Source organism: Streptomyces sp. SGAir0957 (genome assembly GCF_043523415.1).
This window is the reverse complement of record NZ_CP027292.1, coordinates 13,141-27,364: the sequence shown is the minus strand read 5'-3', so window position 1 is coordinate 27,364 and position 14,224 is coordinate 13,141. Positions and strand designations below refer to the sequence as shown.

Annotated in this window: 14 protein-coding genes; 7 read left to right on the top strand and 7 right to left on the bottom strand. The window is 68.2% G+C overall.

Annotated features, from left to right (window positions below; translation table 11 throughout):
* Positions 1 to 8: 8 nt before the first annotated feature.
* The 6 genes from C1N81_RS04255 to C1N81_RS04230 form a co-directional block, all read right to left on the bottom strand.
* The gene (locus C1N81_RS04255) at positions 9 to 401 is read right to left on the bottom strand and encodes a hypothetical protein (protein ID WP_394426922.1); all 393 of its coding nucleotides are present in this window, start codon (positions 399 to 401) and stop codon (positions 9 to 11) included.
* Positions 398 to 1,582, bottom strand: coding sequence for a hypothetical protein (locus C1N81_RS04250; protein WP_394426920.1), 1,185 nt, complete (start codon positions 1,580 to 1,582; stop codon positions 398 to 400). Before C1N81_RS04250 ends, C1N81_RS04255 begins: the two co-directional genes overlap by 4 nt.
* Before the next feature lie 118 nt (positions 1,583 to 1,700).
* Positions 1,701 to 1,889, bottom strand: a complete 189-nt coding sequence (locus C1N81_RS04245) for a hypothetical protein (protein ID WP_394426918.1) — start codon at positions 1,887 to 1,889, stop codon at positions 1,701 to 1,703.
* A 239-nt stretch (positions 1,890 to 2,128) separates the two neighbouring features.
* The gene (locus tag C1N81_RS04240) at positions 2,129 to 3,241 is read right to left on the bottom strand and encodes a hypothetical protein (RefSeq protein ID WP_394426916.1); all 1,113 of its coding nucleotides are present in this window, start codon (positions 3,239 to 3,241) and stop codon (positions 2,129 to 2,131) included.
* An 855-nt stretch (positions 3,242 to 4,096) separates the two neighbouring features.
* Positions 4,097 to 4,348 (bottom strand): WhiB family transcriptional regulator, encoded by a 252-nt coding sequence (locus C1N81_RS04235; protein WP_394426914.1) that lies wholly within the window; start codon positions 4,346 to 4,348, stop codon positions 4,097 to 4,099.
* Entirely contained in the window at positions 4,348 to 4,689 is a 342-nt protein-coding gene (locus tag C1N81_RS04230) for a hypothetical protein (protein WP_394426912.1), read from the bottom strand. Before C1N81_RS04230 ends, C1N81_RS04235 begins: the two co-directional genes overlap by 1 nt.
* A 797-nt stretch (positions 4,690 to 5,486) precedes the next feature.
* Between C1N81_RS04230 and C1N81_RS04225 the strand changes: the two genes are divergently transcribed.
* The gene (locus C1N81_RS04225) at positions 5,487 to 6,296 is read left to right on the top strand and encodes a GntR family transcriptional regulator (protein ID WP_394426910.1); all 810 of its coding nucleotides are present in this window, start codon (positions 5,487 to 5,489) and stop codon (positions 6,294 to 6,296) included.
* A 120-nt stretch (positions 6,297 to 6,416) separates the two neighbouring features.
* Positions 6,417 to 6,689 (top strand): helix-turn-helix domain-containing protein, encoded by a 273-nt coding sequence (locus tag C1N81_RS04220; protein ID WP_394426908.1) that lies wholly within the window; start codon positions 6,417 to 6,419, stop codon positions 6,687 to 6,689.
* A 722-nt stretch (positions 6,690 to 7,411) separates the two neighbouring features.
* Here C1N81_RS04220 and C1N81_RS04215 read toward each other — a convergent pair.
* Positions 7,412 to 7,948, bottom strand: coding sequence for a hypothetical protein (locus C1N81_RS04215; RefSeq protein WP_394426906.1), 537 nt, complete (start codon positions 7,946 to 7,948; stop codon positions 7,412 to 7,414).
* A gap of 209 nt (positions 7,949 to 8,157) precedes the next feature.
* On the opposite strand from C1N81_RS04215, the gene C1N81_RS04210 reads away from it, so the two are divergent.
* From C1N81_RS04210 to C1N81_RS04190, 5 genes are all read left to right on the top strand, one after another.
* Positions 8,158 to 10,503 (top strand): hypothetical protein, encoded by a 2,346-nt coding sequence (locus tag C1N81_RS04210; protein WP_394426904.1) that lies wholly within the window; start codon positions 8,158 to 8,160, stop codon positions 10,501 to 10,503.
* On the top strand, positions 10,496 to 11,071 hold the full coding sequence (locus C1N81_RS04205) for a transcriptional regulator (protein WP_394426903.1): 576 nt from the start codon (positions 10,496 to 10,498) through the stop codon (positions 11,069 to 11,071). The genes C1N81_RS04210 and C1N81_RS04205 overlap by 8 nt, the downstream gene beginning before the upstream one ends.
* Before the next feature lie 820 nt (positions 11,072 to 11,891).
* Positions 11,892 to 12,452, top strand: coding sequence for a hypothetical protein (locus tag C1N81_RS04200; RefSeq protein ID WP_394426901.1), 561 nt, complete (start codon positions 11,892 to 11,894; stop codon positions 12,450 to 12,452).
* Positions 12,449 to 12,919: a helix-turn-helix transcriptional regulator gene (locus C1N81_RS04195; protein ID WP_394426899.1), complete on the top strand. Its 471-nt coding sequence runs from the start codon at positions 12,449 to 12,451 to the stop codon at positions 12,917 to 12,919. Before C1N81_RS04200 ends, C1N81_RS04195 begins: the two co-directional genes overlap by 4 nt.
* Positions 12,920 to 13,841: 922 nt before the next feature.
* On the top strand, positions 13,842 to 14,141 hold the full coding sequence (locus tag C1N81_RS04190) for a hypothetical protein (protein WP_394426897.1): 300 nt from the start codon (positions 13,842 to 13,844) through the stop codon (positions 14,139 to 14,141).
* Positions 14,142 to 14,224: the final 83 nt, after the last annotated feature.

The window sequence follows — 14,224 nt, the reverse complement described above, 5'->3', positions numbered from 1 at the left end:
GTAGTTGCCTAGTTGCGCTCGATGAAGGCCGGCTGGGCCATCTGCACGTTGTGCGTGCGGTTGGCGTCGGCCATCCGTCCGTGCAGGGCGCGGGTGTCGTTCTCCATGCCCTGCGCGGAGGCGGACAGTTCGTCCGCGGTCGACAGGATCGAGGCGACCGCGCCGCCGCAGGCGTAGGAGAGGCGGGCGACCTCCATGTAGGCCTGGGTGGTCGGCTGGTCGACGTCGAGCACGCCCATCGCGTCGGAGAGGTAGCGGGCCGAGTCGGCACGTTCCTCATGGCGGGCGCGTAGCTTGCCTACCTGGGCGGAGATCCTGCGGGCGCGTACGCCGTAGGCGCCGCACTTGGCCAGGATGCCCACGTAGGTGATGGCGGTCTTCGCGTTGTCCTTGAAGCTCACGAGGCGGCGCTCCTGGTCTCGAAGTTTTCGTGGTGCGCGGCCAAGTCGTCGGTGTCGACCCGGTCGGAGATGTACGAGTCGCGGGTGGCGACGGACTCCATGTCCTTGGCGATGGAGGCGTAGACGCCCTGTCCCGCCAGCAGGAGCCCCTTGGCCTTCCACACGCCTTCGCTCTGCGCCATCGTCAGGCCGCGCAGCTCCTTCAGCTGCGCGGAGAGCGTGGCGTACTTCTCCTTGCAGCTGACCATCCATGCGACGATCCGCTCGCCGAATCCGGCGTCGCGGATTTGCACGACGAGATCGTCTGCTTTGGAGGCCTCGCGCTCGCAGACGCCCTGGACCTTCGTGTAGACGGCGAGGTCGTCGTCGCACATGAGGTTGAGCTCGTCGCTCTCCTCTGCGACGGACGTGTAGGTCACTTCTGCCGCCGCGCGTCCCGTCCCGTCGGGGGGTGAGGTCGTCGCACCAGCGGCTGCGGGCGTCGCACCGGGCGCAGCGGCCGTCGCACCGGCCGTCGCACCGCCCGTGACGGGGGGCGTAGCGGGAGCGGGTCCGCCCGTGACGGGCTTGCCCGCCGTCACGGGAGCCGTCGCAGCATCGGGCGGCCCGGCTGGGGTCGGCTTGGCCGCCCCCGCATTGCTTCGCGGCGCCGGGATGGCGCCTGCAGTGCCGTCTGCAGGCTTTCCAGGGGCTGATGGATCACTTCCTGCGTCCTTTGTCGTGGGGGAGCCCTCGGGGCCCGTGGAGGGCTTGGCGGGGGCTCCGACGGTCGGCGGGTAGGCCGGGGGCGGCGGGATGCTCGCGGGCGGCCTCGCCACCACCACGTGGTGGGGGTCGGGGGCGACCAGGGGTGCCGGGTCCGGCCGGCCTGCCTGTACCTCGCGCTCGCGGTACCCCTCGACCGCGCGTCGCCCGGCGTCGTCCGAGGAGGCTGCCTTGCGGCGGCGGATGAGGTCGCTGATGCGGCCGACGGGGGAGCGGTAGCCGCTCTTGAACGTGGCGGGCAGATCGACGTCTGCCGGCGCCACGTTGTGCCTTTCGGCGATCTTCTGCACGGCCCTCTCGTGCCGTGCCTTCTCGCGCAGAGCGGCACGCTCGGCGGGGCCCACATTGAGCTTCGCCTGCTCGCTCTGAGCGCCCGCGGCCCACGCCAAGGCGACCGCGACCATCAGAAGTTCCATGGCTTTCCCTTCACGGGTGGTGACCGCCGGGAGTGAACGCAGGGCCTCGTGCGCGTACGTGCGCGCGTAGGGCCGTGTCAAGTTCACTCACCGGCGGGGTGAATTCACGGGTGAACGATCACCGCGAGTAGCGGTCGGTGATCTGCTGCAAGGCGCTGCGGACCTCGTGCCAGGCCCGGTTCGCCACAGCCGGGTCGAGCCTTTGCAGCTCGCTGCGCAGCCGGTCCAGGCGCCTGGTCGCGCCCTCCTTCGGCGACCGCGCATCGGCCCTCTTGATCTCGCCGTTCCAGTACTTGGATCCGCCCACGGAAAGGGCTCCAACCTCTCGTCGTCGACAGCGATTGCGGGGTCTCCCGTGCGCGCCGGGTCTGCTCTGCGGGGTCGGCTCGCGGGTCTGCAGCCAGAGGCTGCTCGCCGGTCTGCTCACCTGTTCACTCGCCGGGTCTGCGCGGGGTGATTCGACTGCTTTTGTTCCGGCAGTCGCAGCAGAGCCCAGCCCCGCAGAACGCGGCGGCGGGCTGGACTCCACTGGTGGTGCCGGACGCCTCAGAGGGCCGCCTGGTCGCCCTGCTCGGCCTCGGCTTCGGCCTCGGTCTGCAGGAGCCTCCAGATGGGACGCGTCTTGTCCTCGGCGCCCTTGAACCCGGCCTGCCGGAACACCATCCCGGCCTGCCGGTACGACGGCGGCGGGTGCTCCAGGCTGCGCAGGGCCCGCAGCACGACCTTGATCTGCTCGTCGGTCAGCTGCTCGCCGGGCACAGGGGTCTCGACGCCCGTTTTTACGGCGATCTCAGCGACCTTGACGTAGAGCCGCTGTGTGTGACGTACGAGATCGGCATCTGCGTCCGTCGCGTCGCCCCCGTCGTTGACCTGCGTGACGCTGCCGGTCTCGTCGTGTTTCGGGCCCGTGACGGTCTCGACAAGAGGCGTGGCGGGCGTGACGGACTCCTCCGCTCCGTCACGCTCGTTCCCGCTGGCGGGCAAGGCGGGTGTGACGGACTCGGCGAGCGCGGGCGCGGTGCCCGTGACGGCGTCCGGGGGCGTCACGGTGGGCGCGCCAACCATCATGGCGAGCGCTGCGTCGGCGCCCTGCGTCATACGCTGACGCTGCACCGTCACGAGGCCCGTGCCGAGCGTCACGTCGCCCGCGCCGACCTTTTCCAGGAGCCCCCACGCCTTGAGTTCGGCCTTCTTGCGCCGCTCCTCGTCGGGGTGGTTCTGGGAGACGTGCCACTGGTACTGCAGCTTCTGAATCGTCGCGGCGTTGCGTCGCTCGGCCTCCTTGTCCTCGCCCGTCGCGTAGACGACGATCCGGCGGGCGAGGAGGCCCAGACCCTCGGCGGACATGCACATCGCCATCGGGGTGACGGCGTAGACGACGGAGTCGGTGGTGTTCTTGGCGACGACCGCTCCGACGGTCGCGGCCACCGCGGGCAGGACCCACAGGCCGACGCGCACCGCGGTGGGTGCGGCCTGGCCCAGCAGGATCAGACCGACGTAGACGAGGGACAGGACGAAGGTCACGCCTTCACCGGCGGCGACGACACCGAAGGCCGTTCCCGTTTCGGGGAAGTTCGCCATCATGTTGGTCGCGGTGCCCCAGGCACCGATGCCGCCGATACCGACCATCGGCACGGCAGCGCCAATGAGGACTTTCATCTGTCCCTTGGTGAGCGTCCGGCGGGACCTCTCGGGGGCCGGGGGCTGTGCTTCCAGGGGGGTTGTCATCAGTGAGTACCTCTCGTGCTGTGCGGGGTGGAGGAGGCTGAGACCGGACCAGCACTCAGGGGGAAGTGCCGTCTCAGCGGGAAAGGGCACCTCCCCTCCGGGGGAGAGTGAGCGGCCTGAGTTGGGGGTTTGGTGTGTGGAGGTCAGTGACGTGATGACCGATCTCCCAGGCCGCGGCCGCCGTAAGGGAGGCGACCGCGAGCAGCAGGCGGGTGTGAGGGTGGGCGGCGCCGATGCTGGACGCGGCCCGGGCTGCACGGTGCTGTGCTGCCCGGGCCGCGTGTATGAGCTGGTGCGTCACCGACCGGTGTTCAGGCACGCAGCGCACGTCCAGGCGGTGACGGTGCCGGGCTGTCCGGGGACGGCCGCGAAAACACCACCGCACGTGTCGCACTGCATACCGCCACTGGCCTCGGCCGGTGCAGGCAGTGGGGCGATGCCCGGGTTCGGGCACGCGGCGGGGTCGCAGTTGAAGCGAAGGCACAGTGGGCACTGCTCGTTGGAGATGACGCGCCCTGTCTGCAGAAGGGGCCGCCGGAGCCCGCGCTTGATGGGGAGTCGGGTCTTGGGGCGCACCATGTGCTGCCTTCGGATGCGCAGCTCAGCATCTGTTCCGCTGCTCGCAGGGCGTGCCATGATCGTCGTGGTCAAGGGATCCTCCGTAGGTCCGTTGACGGACAGCCCCGGAGCTCTGACCCTCCGGGGCTGTCGCTTTGTGGCCGGCCGGACGGTCGGCCACGGCCCGCCTTCCGCCGTTATTGGCGGAAGAGGGACCGTGGCGGACGGTCAGGCTGCCTTCGCCTTGCGGGCCGCGCGGCGTCGGAGGTTGAGGCGGTCCTGCTCACCGGTTCCGCCCCACACGCCGTGCTCCTGGCCGGACTCCAGCGCCCACAGCAGGCACTGCTGACTGACCGGGCAACGCTGTCGACAGACCGCCTTGGCCTCATCGGCCTGCAGCAGCGCCTCGATGCCGGTGCCGACCGGGAAGAACAGGTCCGGGTCCTCCTCGCGGCAGGCCGCGCGGTCACGCCACCCCATCACCGCACCTCCGCCAGGGCTTCGCGCTCCAGGCAGTCGCTCTTCGTCCAAGCGCTGCCCACCGCGAACGGCTCGGCGTTGACCTGCAGGATGTTCTTCACGAGCAGCGCCCACTGCGCGCACCGGCGCCTGAGCAGTGCCTTGGCCATCCCGTGGTCCCGGACGACCGCGACGACCTCGAAAACGCCGTCGACATTGCGGTAGATGGCGCCGACACCGCGCGGACCGATCTGTGCGTCGATCACGCGCTCCAGGCCTGCAAGGATCGCCCGGTCGTCGACGCTGGACAGCGGCTTCGGTCGGCTGGGCAGCGGGGCCGGGCGGGGGATGGGGTGTGCCATGCTGGCAAGCACAGACATTGAGACCTCCGTGGTGGTCTTGGTGATGTGAGAGGTCGGTCCAGGGCCGTAATCCCCGGGCCGACCTCGTCTCGGTTCTTCGCCTGCACGGCGAATTTGAGCGGGTGTCTCCACCGGCGCTCTCCACCGCTCATCGAGCAGCCCGAGGGCTGTGCGATGAGCGCCTGGGCAGCGCGGGGCTACGTGTACGGCTTACGGCCGTGATCGCCCGTTCCCGGTGTTGAACCAGGAGGGCTGCGATATTTGCCCTTATCACCTGTGATGAGCCTCAGCGACGTTCAGTTCTTGCGTCGTTGGGCAAAGTGCGTGCGTGTGCTTTCGACACAGGCAGGGCCTTCGGCTTGTCGCAGTTGCCTGTGCTCGTCGCCGACCTCCGCGAGAGGCCCCGACGAGCATGCCCTCGAATAGCCAGAGGACTGACCGGTCCCCGTAGTGGCCGCCAGAAAAGCGGCACTTGGGGTGGTTGTCATGGGATTCGAAGTAGTCCGGTATGGAGTTCTCAACGCCGCGAGTCCTCCTTCGCCCGCGCTAGCCCGCAGTTTCACGGAGCGCGGTGGGTCCTTCACGAAGGGCACCTAGTGTGGCCACACGAGACGAAGAATCCGTTTAGACCTAGGTCTGTTCGCCTCGATTGGAATGAGATCACGCCGCACCCCCTGCCGTCAATAACCCTAGGTCTATTTGCGCCCCCTATGGACAGGGGCTGCCGATGCGGGCTAAAACCTAGGTCTCACCTAGTGTTTGGGGGTGATGTCGATCAATCAGAGGAGACCGGCCGGATGAGCGAGCCACGCGTGCCGAAGTGGAGGCAGATCGCCGACGATGTACGCGGCAGGATTCAGAGGGGAGAGTTCGCGCCCGAGACGACATTGCCGCAGATCAAGCCCTACGCAGCGGAGCTGGGTGTACATCACGAGACGGTTCGTGCCGCCTACAAGGCCTTGGAGCGCGAGGGGCTGATCAGGTCGATCCGTCGCAAGGGATCGGTCGTTCTCAGCTCTCCCCCTCGACGCCGTCTGACACGCGGCGTGCTGGTCACTCGTGATCCCGAGCGGGGGTACGTCTTTCCCGCTGCGGCGCGCCCAGACGAGCCATGGGAGGCGCATGGCCGCCCTTTCAGGAAAGTACTGCCCGCCCCAGTCGAGGTGACGGATCACTTCGACCTTGAGGCCGGTGCTTCCGTTCTGCGTCGACGTCGGGTGACCAGTCCGGTCGGCGAGCCTCCATTCCAACTCGTCGACACCTGGATCAGTCCGGCCGCGGTGGAGGACGCCCCGCGCGTCGCCGATGCCTCGCCCGGCCCTGGTGGCTACCTGGATCGACTCGAGGAAGCCGGTCACGGCCCAATCGAGTGGGATGAGACCGCTCGCATCCGTCCCCCTGAGCCCGACGAAGCGAAGCTGCTGGAGATCTCGCCGTCGATCTTCGTGCTGGAGTCCGTAATCGTCGGCACTTCAGCCCGCACCAAGAAGCCGATCGAAGTGACGGTTCGCGTAATCCCAGGAGACCGCGTCGAGCTGTCGGGGACACTGACGCGCGACGAGTCTGCGATCTGGCCAGTCTCCCCCGTACAACCACCTAAGTCGTGACACGAATCAGGAACGCAGACGCGGTCGCCAGTTCGGCTTGGATCTTCAGACCGGTACACCTAAGGTGCAACCTATGGTCTGTGCTCTGACGAACTGGATGAGGAGGAGGAGAGCAGCCGCATGACAGACATGTTTAATGCCGTTGACCGGCTGCTCGCTGGCGAGAAGGATCTGCCGTCCCCAGCCGTCCGAGCACGCCTCCGCAAGGCGTCCGGGTTGACGCAAGTGCAGGTCGGCGAGGCGCTCGGCGTTCGCTGGCTGGCCGTGCACACCTGGGAAAGCGGCAAATCCGAGCCCCGAGGCGACCGGCGCAAGGCCTACCTGAAGCTTCTGCGCGGCTGGTCCGAGCGCTATCCAGAAGCGCTCACCAGCACCGAACAGCAAGGAGAGTGACAGTGGCTGACACTAGCCCTCGCGCGCCATAGAGAAAGGCCGCCCCTGCGGGAACAGGAGCGGCCTTCCACCTTGCAATTACGACTCTTCGCGAACCTGAAACGCACCTTCGAGTCGTGAGCAGCGAGGTGACCTCGTCTGCCGGGTGATGCCCGTGAGCCCTTGGGAAGGGGCCCGCGTGGTCACCTACCCACAGGATACGGATGCTGCGCGGAAACTCCAGCGCACGTCCGCATGCAGGCCTGTTATGTGCGCTATCTGACGTGGTTGCATTTGCTGGTCGCGACTCCCCGATCAGGGGAGATCACTCCGTGTGCCACCCGCGTAACCCGCGCCGCCGCTCTGCGTCGGCCGCGCTGGTGCCCGGCCCTGAGGGCCGATCTGAAAAAAGTTGGGCCCTCCGTGTCCAAAATCGGGCTCTGCTCGTACTTGGACTAGGTATGAGGACGCTTGATCACCCGTCGCGGCCACGTCCGGGACGCCTCCCCGCCGCCGAAGGAAGAGAATCTTCCGTTCCCGCGGTCACGTTTTGGACCTCGCGCTTCCTTTGGGGGGGGGTGAGGGCCAGTGATCATTTGTCGCGTGCCGTGCCCGCCTCCCTGGCTTGTGATTGCCCTGCACGCTCGTATGCGGGCGCCGTGGACAGATCGGCCGGGAAGTGGCCCCTGCCGACCGTTCACGCTCGGTGCTGTGAGCTCGGTTCTTCCGGAGACTTGAGGCGCTCAGTTGGTGGGCGCGGCCACCTTCTGTTCCACGAAGGACCACTGGTTGCCGGGTGCGGAGAAGGGTGTGCCGGGGGGGATGGTCATCCAGAGGGACTCGTCGTCGGCGACGAGGAGCAGGCCCTGGGCGTGCAGGGAGTGCAGCGATTCGCGGACGTTGTCCGTGGAGGAGCCCATCGATGCGGCGAGTTCGGCTGCGAGGTCGGTGTCGCGGACGATTACGTCCAGGTGACCGGCGGCTGCCAGGGGAACCTGCGGGCCGTAGAAGGTGCGGTACTCCAGCATGAGGCGCATCGCGGTGGCTTCTTGGGAGTCCGGTCCGAAGGCGGCGTTGATCTTGTCCATCGCCTCCTCGTTGGTGCCGTTCGGCCGGTGCCAGTCTTCGTAGTAGGCGCCGGGAGGGTTCAGGTCGTAGAGACTGCGTCCGCGTGCAGTGCGGCTGGCGGCGGTTGTCGAGCGGGTTCCCTTCTGTTTTCTGCTGGTCCGGCGGGCGTTCTTCTGTGCGCGGCGGGCTGCGGGGTTCTTTTTGGATCCCATGCTCTGGGCAACGATGGTGTGGTCGGCGGGTTCTTCGCCGCGTCGGGTGCGCGGGTGGGCCGATGAGTACGGCTGCGCGGCTGGAGAGGGCTGCCTACGTGGTTGCGGGGCCTCGCTTCGGCCAGAAGAGGACGCCGTTGGGGCCGGTGCCCTCGTGTGGTCAGGCGGGAGACGGTGGTCCGGGTGATCCGCTGCGGCTCGGTCGCGCGATGCGGCTGCGGCTGCGCAACGCGGTCCATGCGCTGCTGGCGGATCCGTCGGTCTCCGGGCAGAAGGACGTCGCGAAGCTGGGGGCGGTGGTGTTGTTCGCGAAGTCGCGGGCGCCGCAGGGCCACAGCGATGACAGCGTGGCGTCGATCTGGGCTGCTGAGTTGGGCCGGTGGATGGGAGTGGGAGAGTCCACGGTCCACCGTGAGGTGCTAGCGCCGTTGCGTGCGTCCGACGGCCTGCACACGCAGGAAGTCCGGAGCGGTGGGCTGGGGCGGCCGACTGGGCTGAAGTGCCTGGTGATGCCGTTGTGGCGGGCCCGTGCCCAGAGCGGCACGAGGCATCCGATGGCGTTGGACAAGGCGGAGCTCGCGGTGCTGTTGCATCTGTGCGAGGCGCTGTTCGGGCACGGCTGGGCGCCGAAGGACAAGGAGCCGACGCCGCCTGGACTACTGGCCGGCCGCACCGGCCGGGGCGCGGCGACCGACCGGCTCGCGCTGCTGCTGTTGGTGCTGAATACCTCGGCTTCGGGGTGGCTGCAGCTGTGCCGCGGCCCGTTGAAGAGGAGTGAGCGGCGCGAGGGGCGGGCGGCGGTGACGTTGTCCCGGTGGCTGGGGTGCTCGCCGTCGGGCGCCCGCAAGGTGCTGGCCCGCTTGGAGGAGGCCGGTGTCGTGGCGTCGGTGGGCAGGGCGAGCGTGACGGGGATGGATGGGAAGGGGCGGGTCCAGGTCGTGCCGGTGGCGCGTGCGTACGGCCGCCGTGTTCCGGCTCCTGTGCAGGCTGTTCAGGGGGGCGACACGGTGTTTTCGGCGCGTCCTGTTGGTGCAGGCGGCGAACAGGGTCCGGCTGGGACTGCGGGTGCCCTTGGGGCGTCTGGGGTCGGCGGTACCGCGGAGACTGAAAAGCCCGAGAATCCGGCGCGTCCTGCTGGTGCAGAGCTCCACGCAGTCCACGCTGGTGTGGTTACTCCCGTCGTTCCTGTGCAGCTTGATTGTGGTTTTTCCGGCGAAGCTGTCGAGAGCTCAGGCCAGATGCGGTCTGACACGCGCAGGCGCGAGAATCACGCCCCCGTTGACGCCAGCGAGCTGCCTGTGGTGCCGGACGGCCCGCTGCGCGGGGAAAAGCCCAAGCAGTCCCCGGTCGTTGAGGTGGTGGGGCTGGGAACCGCTACGAGCCAGACCGGCTCGCGCACCAGTGGCAGGCTGACGGCCGGTGGGTGGGCGAAGGCCCCGCAGCAGCGGCAGGCCCTGCCCGGTGATCTTGATCTGCAGGTGGTACTGGGTCCGGCTTCCTGGCTGTGGACGCGGCTGTCGGGCTGGCAGCAGCAGCAGGTCGAGGCCGCCGCGCGAGCGGAGTTGGACCGGCTGAAGGGCCTGCTGGCGCAGGCTGACGGTGCGCCGAGGCTGCTCGCCGACCGGCTGACTGACCGCCTGCGCGAGACCGGTGGCGAGGCCCTGATCCGGCAGCCGTTCCCGTGGCTAACCCAGCGCGGCCTGGTACAGCGCCAGGCCTGCACCGACCCACGCTGCGATGACGGCATGCGGCTGGACACCCGCAGCGACTGCGAGACCTGCGGCAACGTCATCGACCTACGCCGCGCCCGCCGCCTATCGGTCGCCGCGCAGATCGACCGGCAGCTGCCCCACCTCACACCCGGCGAGCGCCGCGGCATCCTCGAGGAGCGGCTGCGCGAACAGACCGTCACCCACGCGCAGGCCCTGGAGCGCAGGCGTGACCAGCTCGCGGCAGAGCGGCAGCAGGCCGCGGACGCGCACGCCGCCCGCCTCGCCCGCCAGGACCAGGAGGACGCGGCGGCCCAAGCCGCCCAAGCCCACCGGCAGGCGCAGCCCTGCCAGGCCTGCGGGGCACCTGAGTCGGCCGGGCACTGCACCACCTGCGTGAGCCGGGAGAGCACCGCGCGTCTACTGCGCGACGCCGTCGACCTGGCCGTCGCCGCGCGCACCAACGCCACCGACCCCGGCGAGCTGGCCGGGCTGATCACCCAGTGCATCGCCGACACTCGAGCCCTGCTCGTCCGTGCTGCCTCCCGCACCGCAGGAGGCGAGGACGACCCTGCCGCGTTTGCGCAGGCTGAGGAGCAGGTAGCGCGCCGGGTTCGTGCTGAGCGCAGGCGTACCGCCGTGGCGCGGCTGAGCCGGACGTCAGCGGCAGTTGAGGCCGGAGATACCGCCTACGCAGCGCACCGCGCTCGGTTCCCGCTCGCACCCAAGGCTGATGCCGAGCAGGCCGCCCAGACAGCCGAACAGCGCGTTGCCGAGCAGCTGCTCACCGCGCGCCTGGACCAGCTCGCGACCATCAACCACGAGACGGAGCTAGCTCATGCCTGACCGCAACCTCGAGTTCGGAAAGTTCGGCGCTCAAGGCGTCAAGGGGTATGAAGCCGCCGCCCGCCAGCTCGATGGGCTTGTCGACTTCATCGCCACCCCGGTGACCCAGCGCCGCGGCATGCTTGCCCGCCTGCACTACCTGACCCGCAGCGAGCGGGCGACGGCGGCCGCGCGTGCGGCGGGGCTCACGGTCACCGACCGCACGCTGCGGCGCTGGGCCGAGGGGAAAGCCACACCGTCGGCGAAGAGCCTGGCCCAGCTGGACGCCGCCTACCGGCGGGTGCGCCGGCGGAACGTAGCCCGCCACCTGCTGCAGCGCCTGAACCGCGGCGGTCGTGGCACGCGGGTGGAATTCCATCCCCTGAACCAGTCGCAGGTCTCCCGCCCTCAGCAGCGTGACGTCTCCTTCCGCACCCTCAACGTGCGGCACTGGGACCGGATGGTCGAGGCCTGGGCCGCCGACGATGACGAGGCCATGGACACGGCCTGGTTCGACGACATCACCGCCGACCTCGGATCCGAGTACGGCGCCTACGAGTACGTCATGAACATCGGTTTCGCAGCCTGACGCAGTGGCTCTGTCGATGACGAGGAGCAGCGCTTCTCGTCATCGGCGGTTCGGGAGGCGCTGCCCGCGTCCCGCCGTTGTGGAGTGCCGGCGGGTGCCTCCCGTTCTCGTCGACATCGAGATCCAGGCGGGGGTGAGTGCCTCCCGAAGGTGTCGACAACTGCTGTTGACGTCGACAAAGCCAGACGCAGCGTAGCCAGGTCGACGCTGCAAGCAAGCCGCGAGCCGAAGCGCTCCTGATCTCACCGCAGAAGGTGTGCTGGTGTCAGGTGGACAGGGGCACAGTTACGGAAACGGGGCGCTGGCTGAGAGCAAACAGGACACTCGTCAACAAGACTCTCCATTCGGCCGAGCCTGATACGGCATCAGCCCGCGAAAGCCCGCCACAGCGTGCCCAGCGCAGACGACGGCGGTGCGCGTGTGTCGTCTGTACCACCTCCCACGCCAGCCCCCCTTCCCATTGCTGCGTCCTCAGCCGTTGACGGCCAGCACAGGAGCAGTCACAGTGCGGGGCACCCCGAGGGGCCGGAGCGGAGGCGGAGGTACCCGCAGGGCTCACCCGTGAAGTGGTGCACGCAAGCAGCTGAGCAATCGGCGGAGGTCTTTAAGAAGGCGCCACCGCTGTGACCTGCAGAGATACAAAAGTTTTGTGCAGTATGGCGTGCACAATGCCGGGCGCGTCGATCATCGGAGCTTGTGCAGCTGCACGCACAAGTGCCCCTCGGCAAGGGCAACGCGCCGTGGCGTGCACAACTCCGCGAATTAGATACCTCGTTAGATATATTGAGCGGCATCTGAAGATCGGCGAAGGAGCAGGTCAGTGCCCCAAGTGAGACGGAATGCCGTCGACCCGGCCGTGCGCAGGACGGTGCGGCTGTCTCCTGTTCCCGACCCGTCCCATAAGGTTGTGCAGGATCAGTCGCCTGCACTGCTGAAGGCGCTGGAGAAGATCGGGCGGAACGGCGGCACGTTCCACTCGAAACCTCCGGCGAAGCCGTATGCGTTTCCCGGAGGGACGCATCTGGCGATCTCCGACGAGGTGCATCAGAACCTGTGGCGCTTCGAGCTGACGCCGATGGCCCGGCACCTGCTGGACCACTTCACCGCCGCGCACGACGAGGACGGAATTGTCACCGCCTCACAGCAGGAGCTCGGCAGGTACTTCGGCTGCCACCACTCGAAGATCAGCCGGGCCATCAAGCTGCTGGACCAGCACAACTTCGCCTGGAAGGCCCGGCAGAAGCGCTACCAGCTCAACCCGCTCTACGCTTACAGGTGGGGAAGTGAAAAGCACCGGGCACTGTCGATCAGGCTGAAGAAGGTTCTTGCCGAGCGCCAGATCACGCCTCCGCTCAAGGACTCCGAGATGAGGAACCGATGACCTCCACCGGCGTACCTCTCGTCCACAATCCCGCGATCTGGGAGGACCTCCCGAACGCGAAGCTGACGGGCACGGCCCGCGACGTCCTGGACGTGCTGCAGGCGCGCCAGGCCCCTGGCGGGTTGGTGCAGATCACGCAGGCAGACCTAGCAAAGCGTCTGGGAATCAGCCAGGCGGCCGTTTCCCGGGCCATCGGCCAGCTGCGGGACATCGGGATCCTGGAAGGCCGTTCCAAGCGCGGCACGCTACTTATCCATCCGCTGCTGGCCGGCTATGAGTCGGCGGCGCACATGCTGAACCATCTGAACGACCCGGAGACGTACATCTGGCCTCTGCTGTACGAATCGGGGGTTCGGCCGCCGCGGCGCATGGATCCGAGGGCGGGCACAATGTTCGACCCCGATCCCGACGGGGGCGAGGACGTGCCGCTGCCGGCGGCGTCACCGAAACTGCGACTGGCAGGCTAGAGCCCCAAGCCCCCCAAGGGAGCCCTGTCTTTACCAGGTGGCGAGCGCTGAGCCTCGATGCCAGCGCCGCCGATCCCGTGTGGAGAGCTGGCAGATGCGGGCCTGTTCTACGTGCCCGTCCACCTGGCGACCCCTAGGCTTCGGGAATGGGAGAAAAGTTCGTACCAGGCGCCTGGCGGTGAGCGGGCCGGCGAGGTCGCAGGAGTCGGTCGAGGACCGATACCGGGCCTACATCAACCACGTGGGAAACTGCGAGGAATGTAACCGGGTCTTCCCTGATCGCTGCTGCGTAGGCCAGCGACTTCACCGTGCCTACCGAGCTGCCCGCACCGTTTCCTGAGCGATGCGTCGGTGAGCCCGGCCCCGCCGCCACGGGGTGGAGACGGCGAGGCCGGACTTCACGCATTCTTCACCAACGATGCGGCAAGGATCAAGAAGGTCCACAGCGGCCCCAAGCCCGCAGGAAGCTTCGACAGGGGCAGCTGACCGGCCCTCGATTCCCGGCCTGTCAGGTGAAAGAGCCCGCGGGCGGCCTGAATTACGGACGGCCGGGTAGTGCGTCAGCGCCACAGAATGGAAAGTCAGTTCGGTATCGTGCCGGGGCGAGCTGCTGAGGCTGCTGTGTAAGGCATCGCGTGATGTTCCCTGCGGTGACGATGTGTTCCTGGATCAGTGAGGTGTGTGCATGCGTGAGGCAGTACAGCGTCGGCGCGTTGAGACCGTGGGCCGCCAGCGAGCGGCAGCTCCCCGGCCGCAGTGGCAGAACCTGTTCCAGGCCCCCGACTACCCCGACGGATACGCTTTCGAAGAAGAAGAGCCGGTGCTGGAAACCGCTGTTCCTCCCCGACGCCAGCGTGCTGGCCGACCGGGCAACCCGACAGAGTGACCAGCCCGGCACACCGCGGGGTCGAAGGACTGAGCCATGACCGACCGGCCTGAGATCGTCTGCATCTGTGGCTCCACCCGCTTCGTAGAAGAGATGCGCGCGGCGAACCGCGCCCTGACTCTTGCAGGCGTCATCGTCGTCGCCCCGAGCGAAGTGGACGGGCCGGTCACCGAGGAGCAGAAGACCGCGCTGGCCGCTCTGCATCTGCACAAGATCGACCTGGCTGAGCGGGTCCTGATCGTCAACCCCGGCGGATACATCGGCGAGTCCACGAGCAGGGAGATCGCGTACGCCCACGCCACCGGCAAGCCGATCTCGTTCACCGATCCCCTCTGACCCAGTAGCGGCTTCGTGGCCAGGACCGAAGGACGACGCACCCCGGGGCAAAGATGACACCCAGCGGTGCGAGAGGCATTTCT

What these genes read in the sequence shown, in the direction of transcription:
- C1N81_RS04235 (WP_394426914.1), bottom strand. Translation starts at nt 4,348, where the DNA reads ATGGGGTGGCGTGACCGCGCGGCCTGCCGCGAGGAGGACCCGGACCTG.
- C1N81_RS04205 (WP_394426903.1), top strand. Translation starts at nt 10,496, where the DNA reads ATGCCTGACCGCAACCTCGAGTTCGGAAAGTTCGGCGCTCAAGGCGTC.
- C1N81_RS04210 (WP_394426904.1), top strand. Translation starts at nt 8,158, where the DNA reads ATGCGGCTGCGGCTGCGCAACGCGGTCCATGCGCTGCTGGCGGATCCG.
- C1N81_RS04195 (WP_394426899.1), top strand. Translation starts at nt 12,449, where the DNA reads ATGACCTCCACCGGCGTACCTCTCGTCCACAATCCCGCGATCTGGGAG.
- C1N81_RS04240 (WP_394426916.1), bottom strand. Translation starts at nt 3,241, where the DNA reads ATGAAAGTCCTCATTGGCGCTGCCGTGCCGATGGTCGGTATCGGCGGC.
- C1N81_RS04220 (WP_394426908.1), top strand. Translation starts at nt 6,417, where the DNA reads ATGACAGACATGTTTAATGCCGTTGACCGGCTGCTCGCTGGCGAGAAG.
- C1N81_RS04190 (WP_394426897.1), top strand. Translation starts at nt 13,842, where the DNA reads ATGACCGACCGGCCTGAGATCGTCTGCATCTGTGGCTCCACCCGCTTC.
- C1N81_RS04250 (WP_394426920.1), bottom strand. Translation starts at nt 1,582, where the DNA reads ATGGAACTTCTGATGGTCGCGGTCGCCTTGGCGTGGGCCGCGGGCGCT.
- C1N81_RS04230 (WP_394426912.1), bottom strand. Translation starts at nt 4,689, where the DNA reads ATGGCACACCCCATCCCCCGCCCGGCCCCGCTGCCCAGCCGACCGAAG.
- C1N81_RS04215 (WP_394426906.1), bottom strand. Translation starts at nt 7,948, where the DNA reads ATGGGATCCAAAAAGAACCCCGCAGCCCGCCGCGCACAGAAGAACGCC.
- C1N81_RS04225 (WP_394426910.1), top strand. Translation starts at nt 5,487, where the DNA reads ATGAGCGAGCCACGCGTGCCGAAGTGGAGGCAGATCGCCGACGATGTA.